Origin of the sequence: Neorhizobium sp. NCHU2750 (assembly GCF_003597675.1) — a bacterium.
In the GTDB taxonomy this organism is placed as follows: Bacteria; Pseudomonadota; Alphaproteobacteria; order Rhizobiales; family Rhizobiaceae; genus Neorhizobium.
This window is the reverse complement of record NZ_CP030827.1, coordinates 720,732-735,726: the sequence shown is the minus strand read 5'-3', so window position 1 is coordinate 735,726 and position 14,995 is coordinate 720,732. Positions and strand designations below refer to the sequence as shown.

General features: G+C 61.7%; 14 protein-coding genes. 6 read left to right on the top strand and 8 right to left on the bottom strand.

Annotated features, from left to right (window positions below; genetic code table 11):
• The first annotated feature begins 377 nt into the window (after positions 1–377).
• A complete protein-coding gene (locus NCHU2750_RS03605) occupies positions 378–2,303 on the top strand; it encodes a HAMP domain-containing methyl-accepting chemotaxis protein (RefSeq protein ID WP_119942893.1) in 1,926 nt (641 codons plus the stop codon).
• An 89-nt stretch (positions 2,304–2,392) separates the two neighbouring features.
• On the opposite strand, the gene corA is transcribed toward NCHU2750_RS03605, so the two are convergent.
• Positions 2,393–3,475 carry a magnesium/cobalt transporter CorA gene (gene corA, locus NCHU2750_RS03600; protein ID WP_119939212.1) on the bottom strand — a complete coding sequence of 361 codons (1,083 nt, stop codon included), beginning with the start codon at positions 3,473–3,475 and terminating at the stop codon, positions 2,393–2,395.
• Between the two features lie 451 nt (positions 3,476–3,926).
• Entirely contained in the window at positions 3,927–4,325 is a 399-nt protein-coding gene (locus NCHU2750_RS03595) for a hypothetical protein (RefSeq protein WP_119939211.1), read from the bottom strand.
• Between the two features lie 325 nt (positions 4,326–4,650).
• Between NCHU2750_RS03595 and NCHU2750_RS03590 the strand changes: the two genes are divergently transcribed.
• On the top strand, positions 4,651–6,234 hold the full coding sequence (locus NCHU2750_RS03590; RefSeq protein ID WP_119939210.1) for a helicase HerA-like C-terminal domain-containing protein: 1,584 nt from the start codon (positions 4,651–4,653) through the stop codon (positions 6,232–6,234).
• 166 nt (positions 6,235–6,400) lie between these two features.
• Entirely contained in the window at positions 6,401–7,999 is a 1,599-nt protein-coding gene (locus NCHU2750_RS03585) for an EAL domain-containing protein (protein WP_119939209.1), read from the top strand.
• Between the two features lie 44 nt (positions 8,000–8,043).
• On the opposite strand, the gene NCHU2750_RS03580 is transcribed toward NCHU2750_RS03585, so the two are convergent.
• Positions 8,044–8,856, bottom strand: a complete 813-nt coding sequence (locus tag NCHU2750_RS03580) for a VOC family protein (RefSeq protein WP_119939208.1) — start codon at positions 8,854–8,856, stop codon at positions 8,044–8,046.
• Positions 8,857–9,243: 387 nt separating this feature from the next.
• Positions 9,244–9,438 (bottom strand): hypothetical protein, encoded by a 195-nt coding sequence (locus NCHU2750_RS03575; protein WP_119939207.1) that lies wholly within the window; start codon positions 9,436–9,438, stop codon positions 9,244–9,246.
• A 66-nt stretch (positions 9,439–9,504) separates the two neighbouring features.
• Between NCHU2750_RS03575 and NCHU2750_RS03570 the strand changes: the two genes are divergently transcribed.
• Positions 9,505–10,281, top strand: coding sequence for a hypothetical protein (locus tag NCHU2750_RS03570; RefSeq protein ID WP_119939206.1), 777 nt, complete (start codon positions 9,505–9,507; stop codon positions 10,279–10,281).
• A 50-nt stretch (positions 10,282–10,331) separates the two neighbouring features.
• Here the strand turns inward: NCHU2750_RS03570 and NCHU2750_RS03565 are convergent, their stop codons facing one another.
• A complete protein-coding gene (locus NCHU2750_RS03565; RefSeq protein ID WP_119939205.1) occupies positions 10,332–11,174 on the bottom strand; it encodes an oxidoreductase in 843 nt (280 codons plus the stop codon).
• 119 nt (positions 11,175–11,293) lie between these two features.
• Between NCHU2750_RS03565 and NCHU2750_RS03560 the strand changes: the two genes are divergently transcribed.
• Positions 11,294–12,193 (top strand): LysR family transcriptional regulator, encoded by a 900-nt coding sequence (locus tag NCHU2750_RS03560; protein ID WP_119939204.1) that lies wholly within the window; start codon positions 11,294–11,296, stop codon positions 12,191–12,193.
• A 254-nt stretch (positions 12,194–12,447) separates the two neighbouring features.
• Here NCHU2750_RS03560 and NCHU2750_RS03555 read toward each other — a convergent pair whose 3' ends face one another.
• A complete protein-coding gene (locus tag NCHU2750_RS03555; protein WP_119939203.1) occupies positions 12,448–13,212 on the bottom strand; it encodes an RES family NAD+ phosphorylase in 765 nt (254 codons plus the stop codon).
• Positions 13,172–13,555 carry an MbcA/ParS/Xre antitoxin family protein gene (locus NCHU2750_RS03550; RefSeq protein ID WP_119939202.1) on the bottom strand — a complete coding sequence of 128 codons (384 nt, stop codon included), beginning with the start codon at positions 13,553–13,555 and terminating at the stop codon, positions 13,172–13,174. The genes NCHU2750_RS03555 and NCHU2750_RS03550 overlap by 41 nt, the downstream gene beginning before the upstream one ends.
• Positions 13,556–13,699: 144 nt before the next feature.
• Between NCHU2750_RS03550 and NCHU2750_RS03545 the strand changes: the two genes are divergently transcribed.
• On the top strand, positions 13,700–14,332 hold the full coding sequence (locus NCHU2750_RS03545) for a LysE family translocator (protein ID WP_119942891.1): 633 nt from the start codon (positions 13,700–13,702) through the stop codon (positions 14,330–14,332).
• A gap of 108 nt (positions 14,333–14,440) precedes the next feature.
• Here NCHU2750_RS03545 and NCHU2750_RS03540 read toward each other — a convergent pair whose 3' ends face one another.
• The gene (locus tag NCHU2750_RS03540; RefSeq protein WP_119939201.1) at positions 14,441–14,863 is read right to left on the bottom strand and encodes an organic hydroperoxide resistance protein; all 423 of its coding nucleotides are present in this window, start codon (positions 14,861–14,863) and stop codon (positions 14,441–14,443) included.
• Between the last annotated feature and the right edge of the window lie 132 nt (positions 14,864–14,995).

Sequence of the window (14,995 nt, the reverse complement as noted above, 5' to 3'; positions counted from 1 at the left end):
TGATCGAATTTGGGACTGCGATCGAGAAGGTCAATTGCGAAAAGTCGCATCGGGTCTGTGAACCCGCGTCCATCAACCGCCCGTTTCTGCACCGGAAAAGCTCAGCCGCAACCCGGATTTGCAGGACGCATGCCACTAAACTTTGTTTTCTTGCAAATATTCAGCAATTCAACAAAATCAGCGTCTTCCGCGGCTGAAATTAAGTCGCAGTTAAGCAACGACACCATAGCGTGTGGATAAGCCCATGATGGGCCTGCAACAGTACGTCCGAGACAGACGTCCGCCGCGCGATACGCCGCAGGTTGCCTCCTCCCCCTTCAAGACCAATCTCCCGAGCGACCTGCGTTGCCCCGCGGTCCCTACTCATGGTGTATGCGATGAGCTTTCTTACAAACGCAAAGATCAGAACCAAGATCCTCGGCCTGATCGTGCCCGTCTGCCTGATCGGCATTGCCGGCATCGGTGCCGCCGCCTACAGCTTCAAGCAGGCAGACCGGCAATATTCAGACTTCATCCGTCAGGACAATGTCGCCGCGACGCAGGTCTCGCGCGTCTCGACCTCGATGAATTCGGTCGCCTACAGCGCCTACCAGCTGACCGTCTACGCCAAGGATTCCGCCGGCCGTGCGGTGGCGATGAAGAATTACGAGAGCGGCAAGAAGGTCATCGGCACGCTGCTCGCGTCCGCCAAGCAGCTTATTCCCGATCAGGCCGATACCCTGTCGGCTTTCGAGGCACGGGCACAGGCTATCACGGCGAAGACCGACAAGGCCGTGCAGCTGACTGAAGAGGGCAAGATGCAGGATGCCCAGGCCGTGCTCGCGGAGGTCGATCCGGACCTCGCCAAGATCCGCGACGACTTCAAGGACTGGAACGTCAAGAACACCAAGGCGGTTCTCGACGAGAGTGCCGAGATCTCGGACGACATCAATTCGACGCTCATCGCGCTGCTGGCAACGATCGGCGTGCTGTTTGCCGCCGCGATCGCCGCATCGCTGTTCGTCGCCGCACGCGGCATTTCCGGCCCAATCGACGGTCTTCGCCAGCGCATGGCATCGCTCGCCGGCGGCGAGACGGCGCAGGATGTTCCGGGCCTCGGCCGCAAGGACGAAGTGGGGCAGATGGCACAGGCCGTCGCAGTGTTCCGCACCAATGCGATCGAACGCGCCGCGCTGGAGAAGGAAACACTCGCCAATCGCAGCCTCTCCGAAAAGGAACGGGCAGAGCGCGAGGTACAGAAGGCCCAGGAAGCCGCCGAAATCCAGTTTGCCATAGACGGCCTTGCCGCCGGACTGAAGAATATTTCTGAAGGCAATGTGACCTACCGGATCGACCAGCCGTTTAACGGATCGCTGGACAGCGTGCGCCGCGACTTCAACACCTCGGCCGAGCAGTTGCAGGGCACGATGCTGGGCGTGGCGCAGAACGCCCGCGGCATCGATGCCGGCGCCAACGAGATCAAGTCGGCCGCCGATGCGCTTGCCAAGCGTACCGAGCAGCAGGCGGCAGCGCTGGAAGAAACCGCTGCGGCGCTCGAAGAGATCACCACGACCGTCAAGGACGCCGCCAAGCGCGCCTCCGAAGCCGGCGAGCTCGTCACCCGTACCCGTCACGGCGCCGAGACATCGGGCAAGATCGTCCAGACGGCCGTTCAGGCGATGGAAGCAATCGAGAAGTCATCCGGCGAGATCGGCAACATTATCGGCGTAATCGACGAGATTGCCTTCCAGACCAATCTTCTGGCACTCAATGCCGGCGTCGAGGCTGCCCGTGCGGGTGAAGCCGGCAAGGGCTTTGCCGTCGTTGCCCAGGAAGTGCGCGAACTGGCGCAGCGTTCCGCGACCGCGGCCAAGGAAATCAAGGCGCTGATCACCACCTCGAACGACCAGGTGAGAAACGGCGTGGAACTGGTCGGAGAGACCGGGCGCGCGCTGGAGATGATCGTCAGGGAAGTGCAGGAGATCAACCGCAATGTCGCGGCGATCGCCGAATCCTCGCAGGAACAGTCGTCCGGTCTCCAGCAGATCAACACCGCCGTCAACCAGATGGACCAGGACACGCAGAAGAATGCGGCGATGGTGGAGGAAACCACCGCCGCCAGCCACAGCCTTGCCCGCGAGGCGGCTTCGCTCAACACGCTTCTGGCGCAGTTCAAGCTTGGCGACGGCCATGCACCGGCTGCCGTTCGCCCGGCCGCTTCCAGCGACGCGCCCAAGGCCTCGCCGGCCCGCTCGCTGGCCCGCAAGGTGGCAGGCGCATTCTCCGGCAATGCCGCCGTGGCGCAGAGCTGGGAAGAGTTCTGAGCCGCACGCGGCTCCCAATCATCAAAACGAAAACGGGCGGAGCAGCAATGCTCCGCCCGTTCTTTATCTTTTACCGGCAGCGCTCCGTTTCAGAGCCAACCGCGGCGCCTGAAATAGAGATAGGGCAAGGCCATCGAGCAAATCATCAGCAGGATGGCGACGTGATATCCGTAATGCCATTGCAGCTCGGGCTGATAGGCGAAGTTCATGCCGTAGATGGAGGCGACCAGCGTCGGCGGCAGGAACATCACGGAAGCGACCGAGAAGATCTTGATGATCTGGTTCTGCTCGAGATTGATCAGGCCGAGCGTCGCATCGAGCAGGAAGTTGATCTTGTTCGACATGAAGGCCGAGTGATCGCCGAGCGAGGTGGCATCGCGCTGCAGCAGTTTCAGCCGCTGGCGGATTTCCTTCGAAAGCTTGCGGTCGACGCCATCGAGCGCCGCATAATAGGCGACGACGCGGGAGACGCTGACGAGGCTTTCACGGGTGATGGTGATGAACTCGCCCTTCTGGCCGATGGCGCGGATCAGTTCCTGCAGGTCGCGCTGCTTCTTGTCGGCCTTGGAGGCCTTGGCCTGGAAGACGTCGCGCGAGATCTGGTCGATATCGGCACCGAGGCGTTCCAGCGTATCGGCCATGCGGTCGATGATCGCCTCGATCAGGCCGGTCATGATCATCTCGCCGGTGGCGGCATGCAGGCCGAGGCCGTTCGCCTTGCGGGCACGTGCCATATAGGCATCGAAGGGACGCGGTTCGGCATGGCGGACAGTGACGAGGATCTGGCCCTTGATGATGAAGGTGACCGGCACCTTGATCGGCTGGCCGGAATCGGGCCGCGTCAGCACCGTCATGGTCATGAACTCGGCGCCGTCCTCCTGATAGAGGCGGGCGGAAAGCTCGATATCCTCCATCTCGTCCATGGTCGGGACGGCGATGCCGAGGCACTGGCTGACCTGGCGCTCTTCCTCCGCGGTCGGATTAACCAGATCGTACCAGACGACCGAGGACTGGCGTTCCACGGGCAGCGTCTCGGAAGACGAGGTATCGGCTTGCAGGGCATCTGCTGGCGGGGCATCGGCTGGCTGCGCAGCGGCATTCTTGCCTTCGGACGAGGTGTCGGAGGCGGCAGATATCAGGCGGTCGATGTCATAGGCGTGGATGCGCAGCATGACGGCTCCTTTTCGGACCGATCGGTCCCCGGAGCACATCACCGAGAAGACGGATCAGAGCCCCGAAGCGGCAGGTCTATCTGTTGACGTCGAACTTCGACTGTCGGGGTTCATCTCGGTTTGTCCTTTGAAAGAGCGGCGCCCGGACGGGCTGTCGCTTCGCCGGTCACATGGGCCTGTTGGAAAGGAAAGTCAATGGGTTTCGACAGGTGCATCAGAGCTGTTTGCACGGTTCGAAACGACACCTGATCAGGTAATTGCAAATTAGACTACCCTAATATATAATCGAGTCGTCGCCTCCCCTATACCCAAGGGCGACAAACGAGGTCTCATCCTCGCCCCAAGGGGCTAACCCCAGCCCCGATCGATGTGGTCGTCCCCCGATCACCACTCGAAAAAAGCCGCCGGTTGCAGGAGCCGGCGGCTTTTTTGTTGTTGTGGCAGGCGTCGATCAGACGAACTGCGACAGGCCGGGAACGGAGGCGATGACCTGATCGACGACTTCGTCGCCGGCATGCTCGCGGGCAACGGCCATGGTCTCCTTGGCGAGTGCCGTGATCTCGCCCATGCCGAGCCCCTGGCTCATCAGCTGCTGGCCGAGCGCCATCACGCCGCCGCCGCCGCCGAAGCTTGCCAGAAGGCCGCCGAGCAGGCCGCCACCACCGCCGGAACCCTCGCCGTTGAACTGGGCGACAAGATCCGGCGCACCGGGGATAGCTTCGATCATCCGGGCGATGGCGCCATCATCAGCCTCGCGCTGCAGGAAACCGAGCATCATGCCGATCGCCTTTTCGGCAACATCGGGGGAAATGCCGACGCTGTCTGCGACGCGGGAAACCAGTTCGTTCATCAGGAGTATCTCCTCAATATTTGACGTTAACGTCAAAGTAATACACTTTTCGCCGGACAATGCCAGTCGCGTATCCGTGTAACGGAAAACGCTCGAGGAGCAGTCGCGCGTCGTCATGGACGGTTTGCCCCCGGCCTATTGCCTGCTGACTGTTCCGGCAGAACCTTATCCGCGAGGAGTGCGACCGAGCGCAAGCCTTGCCGCTGCAATCTGCGCTATTTTTCCAGGGGCTGGACGAGCGGTGGCCGAAACCGTTGCCGCCCGCCCCGCCGCGCCTTATAAGCAATTGACAAATAAAGCGCGTCGCGAGGGAGTACGTATCGGCATGACGGACGAGACAGGCAAGATCTTCATCGGCGGCAGCCGCAAGCCTGACGATACGCTGAACAAGGCTGAATATCTGGACCTGAAGTTCGGCAACCGCCACGGGCTCGTCACCGGCGCGACCGGCACCGGCAAGACGGTAACGCTGCAGGTGCTGGCGGAAGGCTTTTCCAAAGCCGGCGTGCCGGTCTTCGCCGCCGATATCAAGGGCGACCTCTCGGGTGTCGCGGCCAAGGGCGAGGCCAAGGATTTTCTGCTGAAGCGCGCCGAACAGATCGGCATGACCGACTACGAGTTCGACCATTTTCCGGTGATCTTCTGGGATATCTATGGCGAAAAAGGCCATCGGGTGCGCACCACGATCGCCGAGATGGGGCCGCTTCTGCTGGCCCGGCTGATGGATGCATCCGAGCCGCAGGAAGGCGTGCTCAACATCGCCTTCAAGCTCGCCGACAAGGCCGGGCTGCCGCTTCTGGACCTCAAGGACCTGACATCGCTGCTCAACTACATGGCGGAGAATGCCTCGGAGCTTTCGAAGGAATTCGGCCTGATCTCCAAGGCCTCGGTCGGCTCGATCCAGCGGGCACTGCTGGTGCTGGAACAACAGGGTGCTGAACATTTCTTCGGCGAGCCGGCGCTGAAGATCTCCGACATCATGCGGATCAACCCGAATAACGGCTATGGCCAGATCTCCATCCTGGCCGCCGACAAGCTGATGATGAACCCGCGTCTCTACGCGACCTTCCTCCTGTGGCTGCTGTCAGAACTGTTCGAAGAGCTGCCGGAAGTGGGCGATCCCGACAAGCCGAAGCTGGTGTTCTTCTTCGACGAGGCGCATCTTCTGTTCGACGAGGCGCCGAAAGTGCTACTCGACCGGGTGGAACAGGTGGTGCGCCTGATCCGCTCCAAGGGCGTCGGCGTCTATTTCGTCACCCAGAACCCGCTCGACGTGCCGGAGACGGTTCTCGCGCAGCTCGGCAACCGGGTGCAGCATGCGCTCAGAGCCTATACACCGCGCGAGCAGAAGGCGGTGAAGACGGCGGCGGACACGTTCCGCCCCAATCCGGACTTCGACTGCGCTACGGCGATCACACAGCTCGGCACCGGTGAGGCGCTGGTCTCGACGCTGGAAGCGAAGGGTGTGCCTTCCATGGTGGAACGCACGCTGATCCGCCCGCCGTCGGGCCGGATCGGGCCGCTCACCGATGCCGAGCGGCAGCAGGTGATGGACAAGAGCCCGGTTCTCGGCGTCTATGACGAGGATCTCGACCGGGAGAGCGCCTTCGAGATGCTGGCGGCCAAGGCCAAGCAGGCGTCAGATGGCGCAGCGGCGAAGAATGCCAGCGACGATCTCGACCCGGAACAGCCCAAGGCGACCGGATCGATCTCGATCGGCGGCTGGACGCTGCCCGGCTTCGGCGACAAGGACGAAGAACAGGACCAGCGTGGACGCAAGACCGGCGGCCGGTCCGGCTACCAGCGCGAGACGATCGTCGAAGCGGCGATGAAAAGCGTGGCGCGCACCGTCGCCACCCAGGTCGGCCAGGCCATCGTGCGCGGCATCCTCGGCAGCCTGAAGCGCTGATTGACGACGGAGGGCAGCCCTTTGGGCTGCCTTTCCAATTTCGGTCACTTTTCCGATATATGATCGGAAATTCCTGCATTTCAGTGCTTTTCGAATAGATCACCTTAACCCATAGGCATTAAGGCTGTGACCATATTGTCGTGACATGTTCCGTGAGGGGACGCAGTTGAACCGATCCAGGGTCATAGTCGAAGCCACCGCCCTTGCCATTGTCGGGGTGCTTCTTCCGCTCTCCGTAGCGATCTATGCGGCGTGGGCGCTTTCCGTGAAAGCAGAGAAGGAGAGGCTCGACGGCTTTGCCACTCTTGCCATTTCGCGGACGGAAAAAGTGATCGACACGACGGCAGAGACCCTTCGCGGTCTGGACCGATCGGTGATGATGCCGTGCTCGGACGGCCATATCGCCGAAATGCGGCGGCTGACGATGAATTCCCGCAGCATAAGAGAGATCGGCTATATCAACGACGGACTGCTGCGCTGCACCTCCTGGGGGCAGGTCACCACGAAGATCGAGAAAAAGCCGGCGGACTTCACCATCGGCCGGGACATTGAGGCATGGGCGGCGGTCGCCCCGAGGCTCAGCGGTGCCGATCCCATGACCGTCGTGCAGGTGGGCAAGCATAACGCACTGATCGATCCCCTGGGAGCCATCGACGTGCTGGCCGACAGGAGCGTGCATGTCTCGCTCGTCGCGCCGAACGGCGCGCTGACCGCCGGTCTGCAGGGTATGGATGAAAAGCGGGTGCAGGAACTGGTGAAGGCAGGTCAGAGCGGCGTCGACGACGACTATGTCTATGCCGTGACCTCACATGGTGGCTGGACCGCGGTCGCAACCAGCGACAGAGCCAGGCTGCAGGAGAATTTTCACGAGCAGATCTGGCTGTTCCTGCCCTTCGGGGCATTGGGGGCGATCTTCATCCTGGCCGTGATCTTCCGGTTGTCGCGCAAGCGGCTTTCGCCGCTGGGCGACCTGCAGATCGCCATCCATCGACGCGAATTTATCGTGCATTACCAGCCGATCGTCGAATTGCAGACAGGCAATTGCATCGGTGCGGAAGCGCTGGTGCGCTGGAAGCGCCCGGATGGCAGCCTGGTGCGGCCGGACCAGTTCATTCCACTGGCGGAACAGAGCGGGCTGATCGAACCGATCACCGACCTGGTAATCGAGGCGGTGGTGAAGGAAATGCAGGTGACGCTGGTGCGCCATCGCGACCTGCATATGTCGATCAATTTCTGCGCCGACGATTTCAGGACCGGCCGCCTTCTCGGCGTTCTCGAGACGCGACTTGCCCATAGCGGCATCGAATATCGCCAGATCTGGCTGGAGGCGACCGAGCGCGGCCTGATGGATATCGAGGAAGCAAGCCGGACGATCACCGAGGCCCGCGCGCGCGGCTATGCCGTGGCGATCGACGATTTCGGCACCGGCTATTCCAGCCTGCAATATCTGCAGTCGCTGCGGTTCGACGCCCTGAAGATCGACAAGTCCTTCGTCGACACGATCAACCGCGAGAGCGCCACGAGCTCCGTCGTTCCCCATATCATCGACATGGCCAAGGCGCTGGGGCTCTCGGTCATCGCGGAAGGCGTCGAGACGAAGGAACAGGCGGAATACCTGATCGAACGCGGCGCCGAATACGCACAGGGCTGGTATTACGGCAAGCCGATGCCGGCCGAGCAGTTCATCACCTATGTCGAAGGCAATATCCAGCGGCGCGACAGCGGCATGGCCTCGATCCCACGCAACGGCACGACCCGCCGCTGACAGTCAGGGCAGATCGCGGCCACAGCCAAACGAATCGGCGCCCCTCACCGCCTTGGCGCGACGAGGCAGAAGAAAGCCCCCTGCGGATCGGTGGCCTGGATGATGAAACTGCCGCCGGGGACTTCCTGCGGGCCGAACACCACCGTGCCGCCATTGGCATTGACCCGCCCGATCGCGGCATCGATCGCCTCGACGTTGAAATAATAGCTCCAGCAGGGCACGGGCACGTTCGGCGGCTTGGTCATCATGCCGCCGATCGCCTGTCCCGCATGGGCAAAGATGCGGTAGACGCCCATGTCCCCCATGGGAAAATCGTGGTCCCTGGTCCAGCCGAAGACACTCGCATAGAAATCGAAGGCCTCCTCTCCATTGCCGGCATAAAGCTCGCGCCAGCCGACATTGCCGACATCGTTGGGTCCCGGTTCGCGCGGCGGGTTTTCCGGCGGGATCGGCGTCATGATGCAGACGACCGCGCCATGCGGATCGGCCACGACGGCAAACCGGCCGATGCCGGGAATATCGTCCGGCTGGCGCTGTATCCGGCCGCCGAGCGCTTCATATTCGACGCAGGTCTCGTCGACATCGTCGACGGCGACATAGCCGGTCCAGTTCGGCGGCAGCTTGCCGTCAAGCTCCGGCGGAAAGCCCATCATGCCGCCGATGCCGGGGCAATTGTCGCCCTCGCCGATCTCGAACAGGAAATAGGGCGGCAGATCGGGAAGCCGGATAGCGTTGACCTGCCAGCCGATGACGGCGGAATAAAAGGCACCGGCCGCCGCGGTGTCCGACGTCATCAGCTCGCACCAGATGAACTTGCCATGGGTGGTTGATCGGGATTTCGAAGCGGTCTGCAGCATGATGGTCTCCTCTCCATGCATATGTGCGACTGCGATCAGGCGGCAGGAAAATGATCCGGCCGCAGCATGCTTCCTGCCATGGGGCCTGCAGGCGAAGTCTCAAGCTAACCAGGCGCCTGGCTGCAGGGGCCGCAGAACGACCTCCTCGTCGCTGACGGACGACATCGATATCAACGCCATTATGTCTGGTTGTCAAACCCGGGCGAACCCCAACTGCGCGGAAGTGCGGGCTTTCCACGAGCGGCATGGACCCGCAAGCTAACTTGCACAGCGGCACGGCGAGCAAACGAAAAAATCCCGCATGACGTGTCTTTTCTCGTAAGCGCAACTTTTGTAAGATGTGGTTCTGCTACCGGAGGGTTCACGATGCCCCGACTGCGTGAAGATCTAGAGCAACGCTTGATCGACTTTCTGGACGAATTGGTCGAGCGAGGTAGCTACCGCAATCGCGACGACGCGTTGCGCGATCTGCTCGACCAGCTTCAAGGCAGCCTCCCACCGCCTCGACCACACCATCATGGGCAAGATGATGCGGAACAAGGCAGTGACGATTACGAAGCCGATGGCGATATGGGGGGCCATGTCGTGATCCAACTGCGCATCCCGGTAAGGCGCAATTAGCGCCGTAGCGGACGAGGCCGGAGCGGGATGGCAGAAGAGAAAGATCGATATGCCGAGGCCCGTGACGGGCTGAGAGAGACCGCGAAGTGGTATACGGCTTCGCTCGGGGCCGTGGGAGCTGCACTTGCCGGCGGTCTTTCCTTCGGAATATTGCCGGACCTTTCCGGCGAGAATCTGAGGACCGGACTGTTTGTCGGCGCTGGCGTATTCGCAGCAATCCTGATTGCCGTGACAAAGATTTCCGAAATCCTTTTTCCCCAGCCTTTCAGCGAGGAAAAACTGGATGACGAGGCGGTCAAGCAGATGATCGCGCCCTATCTCGTCCAGCTCATGCCGTATGACATGCCCACGATACAGGACGCGCGGGCCAAGCGTGCTCCGGGTAACAGTCCGGCGGACAGGCAACGGGCACGCGCCGTGCTTGAAAAGGTCACGAGTTTTGCGGCCTTTCTCGATCTCAGAGTCAAGGTGCGGGAAACCAACATGACGATCCTCTATCTGTTCGTCGCCGCCTGCGCGGGGATCGGATATCTTTCCTATCTTCAGGGCATGGCCAAGAAGGCGGAAGCGGAAGGTTATGTGCCGATTACATTCAGCCCCGGCCCCGGATGGACATCATTGACCACCGCTCTTGCAGCGGCCTGTCCCACCAGCAGCGGCCTGATCTCCGCCGAGGGCAAGGCAGATAGCCCGTTCGAAGATTGGTGGACGGTCCGTCTCAAGGATCCTCAAGCCTGCTCGGGTGCCAGTTTTGCGGTTCCTAAGGCGGTGATCGGCCCTGCGCCGCCACGCCCCAAGCCGTGAAGGCAAAACGCCCGGCTCATCGCCGGGCGCTTTGTCTGGCCGATATGCTTTCAGACGGCTTCGGTCGTGGCGAAATCTGTCGAGAGCGAGATCGTCCGCATCCTTTCCAGAAGCGCCATGTCGGAGGCGATCTTGGCTTCGATGGCGACCACCGTGTCGCTGCCGAGCGGCAGGCGGACGGGCGGGTTCTCCATGTCGACGAAATCGACCAGGACTTCGGCAAGCCTTACCGGGTTACCCGGCTGGTTACGGCTGATGATTTTGGCCTTTTCGCGCACCACGCCGGAGGTTTCGGCATAGTCGGCAATCACGGTTGGGCTGACGCTCAGCGAATTGCCTTCAAGGAAATCGGTGCGGAAATAGCCGGGCTCGACGGCGGTGGCAAAGATGCCGAGAGGGGCAAGTTCATCGGCGAGCGCCTCCGTCAGACCTTCAACGGCGAATTTGGCCGAGCAATAGACACCGAAGCCTGCTGCGCTGCGATAGCCACCGACCGAGGAGAAGTTCAAGATGTGACCGGAGCGCTGGCGGCGCATATGCGGCAGCACGGCGCGGGTGACGGAGAGAAGGCCGAAGACATTGGTGCGGTAGATCGCCTCGATTTCCGCTGCCGTTGCTTCCTCGATGGCGCCGAGCAGGCCGAAACCGGCATTGTTGACGAGGACATCGATGCTGCCGAAGCGGGACACCGCTGCCCTTGCCGCCTCATGGGCCTCAGCTTCATCATTGACGTCGAGGGCGACGGCGAGAAGGTTCTCATGCTCGCCGAAACGCGCGTTGATCGTCTGCGGATTGCGGGCGGTGGCCACGACATTGTCGCCCTTGGCCAGCGCCTTTTCGGCGATGAGAGCACCAAAACCACGGGATGCCCCGGTGATGAACCATGTACGCATATTGAAGTCTCCTCTTGTTGGTGCCGACCGGTCATCGGCGGCTGAGGAGATTTCTACGCCGCTCGCGTTCCTGAGATAATCCGCTCGATTCTTGTCGCGTTAATGAATATAGTTCAACAATGAGGACCATTGCCCCGACCGATCTCTCCCCTTTTCTGGCGCTTGCGCGGCACCGGAGCTTTCGCCGTGCCGCCGACGAACTGGGCTGCACGCCGTCCGCGCTCAGCCATGCGGTGAAGGCGCTGGAGGCACGGCTGGACCTGAGGTTATTCAACCGTACCACCCGCAGCGTGGCGCTGACGGAGGCGGGAGAGACGCTGCTTGCGCGCGTGTCACCGGCCTTTCGCGACATCGAGGATGCGCTCGACGATCTCAACAATTTTCGCGGCACGCCGGTCGGGCGGCTGAAGATCAACGCTTCGCGGCCTTCGGCGCGGATGGTGCTGTTGCCGGTCGTCGCCCGGTTTCTCGCCAGGCATCCGCGCATATCGATCGAGATCGTCATCGACAACGATCTGGTCGACATGGTGTCGGAAGGGTTCGATGCCGGGGTGAGGTTCGGCGAGACGCTGGCGCAGGACATGATCGCGGTGCCGCTCGGACCGAGGCAACGCACGGCCATCGTCGCGACGCCCGGCTTTTTTAACGAGCATGCCAGGCCCGTGACGCCGCAAGACCTGAAGTCCCTGCCCTGCATCGGTTTCCGCTTCGGATCGGGACGGCTCTATGCCTGGGAGTTCGAGCGCGGCGGCGTGGAACTGTCGGTCGAGGTGGATGGTCCGCTCGTTCTGGACGACCAGGACATGATGGCCGATGCGGCACTGGCCGGCGCCGGCATCGCCTTTTCCTTCGAGGACCAGGTCAAGGATCTCGTGGCCGATGGACGGCTGATCCGGGTGCTGGAGGACTGGTGCCCCTATTATTCCGGCTTCTATCTCTATTATCCGAGCCGGCGCCAGATGCCGGCGGCATTGCGCGCCTTCGTCGATTTCATCCGCATGGATGGCGCGGGGCGGTGAAGAGGCTGCCCGCAAAACGCGAATTATCGTCGCTGCGACTATTCTGACTTGATTTAAACACAATCGATGATTACATCGTGTCCATCGGTATTGCTGATGAGCGCTGAGACATTCGCCGCTCGCAAGTGCCGCCGCTGCTTTCAGCTTTTGACCACGGATGTACTGGCACGAGTGGACAAAGCAGCGATAAGAGAGGTCGGAGCAATATTGCGCCGGCCTTTTTTTATGCCTGTCTTCGAGACCCATCGGGCCGATCAGCGCTTCATCATCGCTGCAATGCGTGGATCATCGGCGAAATCGGCGACGGAAAAGCCGAGCCGCAGCAGCGGATGATTGCGCATGGCCTGCACACCGGCACGGGAGAGGCGAATTCGCCATGTCTGTCTTTCCGAAGGCTCGGTTGACGCAAAGGCCGATGCCGACAGCAGGGCGATGTTGAGCCCGCCTGCAGGATCGCGAACGGAGCGATAGACGATCGCTTGCGCATCTACGCTGCGGGCCGCCTCGGCTAAATTCTGGCAGGCGGCATAGTCCAGCCTGTCCTCCCAGACCGTATGGTCACGGTCGAAGGGGGGCATCGTGAGATCCAGCACCCTTGCGGTTTCGACGGGTATGGCAAAGGCAGTATATTCGGCCGCATTGGGCGGCAAAGGCGTGGCAGGAGATTCTGCGAAGAAGAGCAGCCGGTAAAAGGCCATTTCGGCAATCGCCGTGGAAATTTCAAAGGCGGCATAGAAGACGCCCGGCGTCTTGCCGGCACGGCGGAAACGGGAACCGTGCGGATAGGCTGCGCCATAGCGGAACGGGGTCTTGAGCAGATAATCCAGCCCTTCGCATTCCGGCGGATAGGCGGGCTTGGTCTCTTCCAGAACCTGCTCCAGCAATTCCTGCTCGTCGACGTGATCGACAAGCTTCATGGTGGAGACGCGGTGCTGGGCCTCGACAAGCCGCCAGACCGTCGCGCCGAGCCGCCGGAACTCAGACGAGAGCGCGGCGGGCATCCAGATAGGTAAGGACATCGATCAGACCGGAAATCGTGAGGATCTTTTCGGCAGGAATGCCGGCGAGCGCCGTGTTTTGGTTTTTAAGCCAGGCACGCGCCACCTGCTCGTCGCCGCCGGTGATCGCGTCGAGCGAGCGGAAAAGACGGATCAGGAGCAGCGCCAGCTCGAAGGGTTTCGTGCCCTTTTCGAGCAGATGATCGAGCCGTTTCATGCGCGAGACGGAGGCTTCCGAAACGCCGACAATGCCGGCGAGCGCGCGGGCGCTGAGCCCCAGCCGATCGGCCGCGGCGACGGTGGCCTTGGTCACGACCTGCGCCTCGGATATGACGAGATCGGGATTTTTCGATGCATGAGCCATGGATCGATCCTTTCTGAAGAAAGAATATAGCTGATCTCTTTCCGATGACAAGGGATTGGCGCAGCGTGCAGCGGGGGGATGCGATGGCTTTTGTGCGGCGATGGCGGTAACGTTTCCGGCACCATCATCCTCACAGGTCGTCCGATGCCGTCTTTCGAATTGCTGATCGCATTTTTCGTCACCACCGCGCTCTTTGCCTATATACCCGGCCCCGCCATGCTCTATGCGGCGGCGCAGACCCTGGCGCGCGGGCGGCGCGGCGGGCTGATGGCGGCGCTCGGCATCCATCTCGGCTGCTATGTGCATGTGATTGCGGCGGCGGCCGGCCTTTCGGTGCTGTTTCATGCGGTGCCGCCGCTCTATCTGGCGGTGAAGCTGGTCGGCGCGGTCTATCTGATCTGGCTCGGGATATCGTTGTTCAGGGCGCGGGCTGCCGGCGACACCACGCAGCCTGTGGTCGGCCCCTCGTCGGCGCGACGGGCGTTTCTGCAAAGCATCACGGTGGAAGTTCTGAACCCGAAGACGGCGATCTTCTTCATGGCCTTCCTGCCGCAATTCGTCGATGCCTCGGCGGCCTTTCCGGTCTGGCTGCAGCTTGCAATCCTCGGCGCGATCGTCAACCTCGTCTTTTCGTCGGCCGATCTCGTCTGCGTGCTGATGGCGGGTGCCGTGGTCGAGCGGCTGAAGCGATCCGGCCGCGCCCAGAAGCTGGTGCAGCGCGCCGGCGGGGCGGTGCTGATCGGGCTCGGCACGCATCTCGCCCTGCAGCGGAACTGAGATCCAACGAAATCGCGGATAACGAAATCGAGGGCACGAAATCCCAGACATGAAAAAGGCCGGAAACGCGCTCGTTTCCAGCCTTTTTTTGTTGTGGTCAGGTCGCGATCAGGCGACGGTGACCGGAACTTCGGTCGAGGTGCGCATGGCGTGGCTGTAGGGGCATACGATATGGGCCTTGGCAACGAGGCCTTCGGCCTCAGCCTTATCCATGCCGGGAATGGAGACCGAGAGCGAAACCTCGATGCCGAAGCCGGTGCCGTCATCGCGCGGACCGATGCCGACGGTAGCCGTCACCCTGGCGTCTTCCGGGATCTTCACCTTTTCCTTGGCTGCGACGGCCTTCAGCGCGCCGAGGAAGCAGGCGGAATAACCGACGGCGAAAAGCTGTTCGGGATTGGTGCCGGTGGCGCCATCGCCGCCGAGTTCCTTCGGAACGGTGAGCGTGACGTCGAGAACGCCGTTTTCAGATGCGCCGTGGCCTGCGCGTCCGCCGGTTGCAGAACCCTTGGTGGTGTAGAGAATAGCCATGATCGATCTCCTTTCGTTTAATTGATCGCAATTCAATTGCGTACAATATATTTATGCGCATTGCGTTTCGGCGTCAAGCCTGCGATTATGCATTATCGAAGAGATAGAGCACGGTTTCGTGATGACAGGGGC

What these genes read in the sequence shown, in the direction of transcription:
- NCHU2750_RS03605 (WP_119942893.1), top strand. Translation starts at nt 378, where the DNA reads ATGAGCTTTCTTACAAACGCAAAGATCAGAACCAAGATCCTCGGCCTG.
- corA (WP_119939212.1), bottom strand. Translation starts at nt 3,475, where the DNA reads ATGCTGCGCATCCACGCCTATGACATCGACCGCCTGATATCTGCCGCC.
- NCHU2750_RS03595 (WP_119939211.1), bottom strand. Translation starts at nt 4,325, where the DNA reads ATGAACGAACTGGTTTCCCGCGTCGCAGACAGCGTCGGCATTTCCCCC.
- NCHU2750_RS03590 (WP_119939210.1), top strand. Translation starts at nt 4,651, where the DNA reads ATGACGGACGAGACAGGCAAGATCTTCATCGGCGGCAGCCGCAAGCCT.
- NCHU2750_RS03580 (WP_119939208.1), bottom strand. Translation starts at nt 8,856, where the DNA reads ATGCTGCAGACCGCTTCGAAATCCCGATCAACCACCCATGGCAAGTTC.
- NCHU2750_RS03575 (WP_119939207.1), bottom strand. Translation starts at nt 9,438, where the DNA reads ATGGCCCCCCATATCGCCATCGGCTTCGTAATCGTCACTGCCTTGTTC.
- NCHU2750_RS03570 (WP_119939206.1), top strand. Translation starts at nt 9,505, where the DNA reads ATGGCAGAAGAGAAAGATCGATATGCCGAGGCCCGTGACGGGCTGAGA.
- NCHU2750_RS03565 (WP_119939205.1), bottom strand. Translation starts at nt 11,174, where the DNA reads ATGCGTACATGGTTCATCACCGGGGCATCCCGTGGTTTTGGTGCTCTC.
- NCHU2750_RS03560 (WP_119939204.1), top strand. Translation starts at nt 11,294, where the DNA reads ATGAGGACCATTGCCCCGACCGATCTCTCCCCTTTTCTGGCGCTTGCG.
- NCHU2750_RS03555 (WP_119939203.1), bottom strand. Translation starts at nt 13,212, where the DNA reads ATGTCCTTACCTATCTGGATGCCCGCCGCGCTCTCGTCTGAGTTCCGG.
- NCHU2750_RS03550 (WP_119939202.1), bottom strand. Translation starts at nt 13,555, where the DNA reads ATGGCTCATGCATCGAAAAATCCCGATCTCGTCATATCCGAGGCGCAG.
- NCHU2750_RS03545 (WP_119942891.1), top strand. Translation starts at nt 13,700, where the DNA reads ATGCCGTCTTTCGAATTGCTGATCGCATTTTTCGTCACCACCGCGCTC.
- NCHU2750_RS03540 (WP_119939201.1), bottom strand. Translation starts at nt 14,863, where the DNA reads ATGGCTATTCTCTACACCACCAAGGGTTCTGCAACCGGCGGACGCGCA.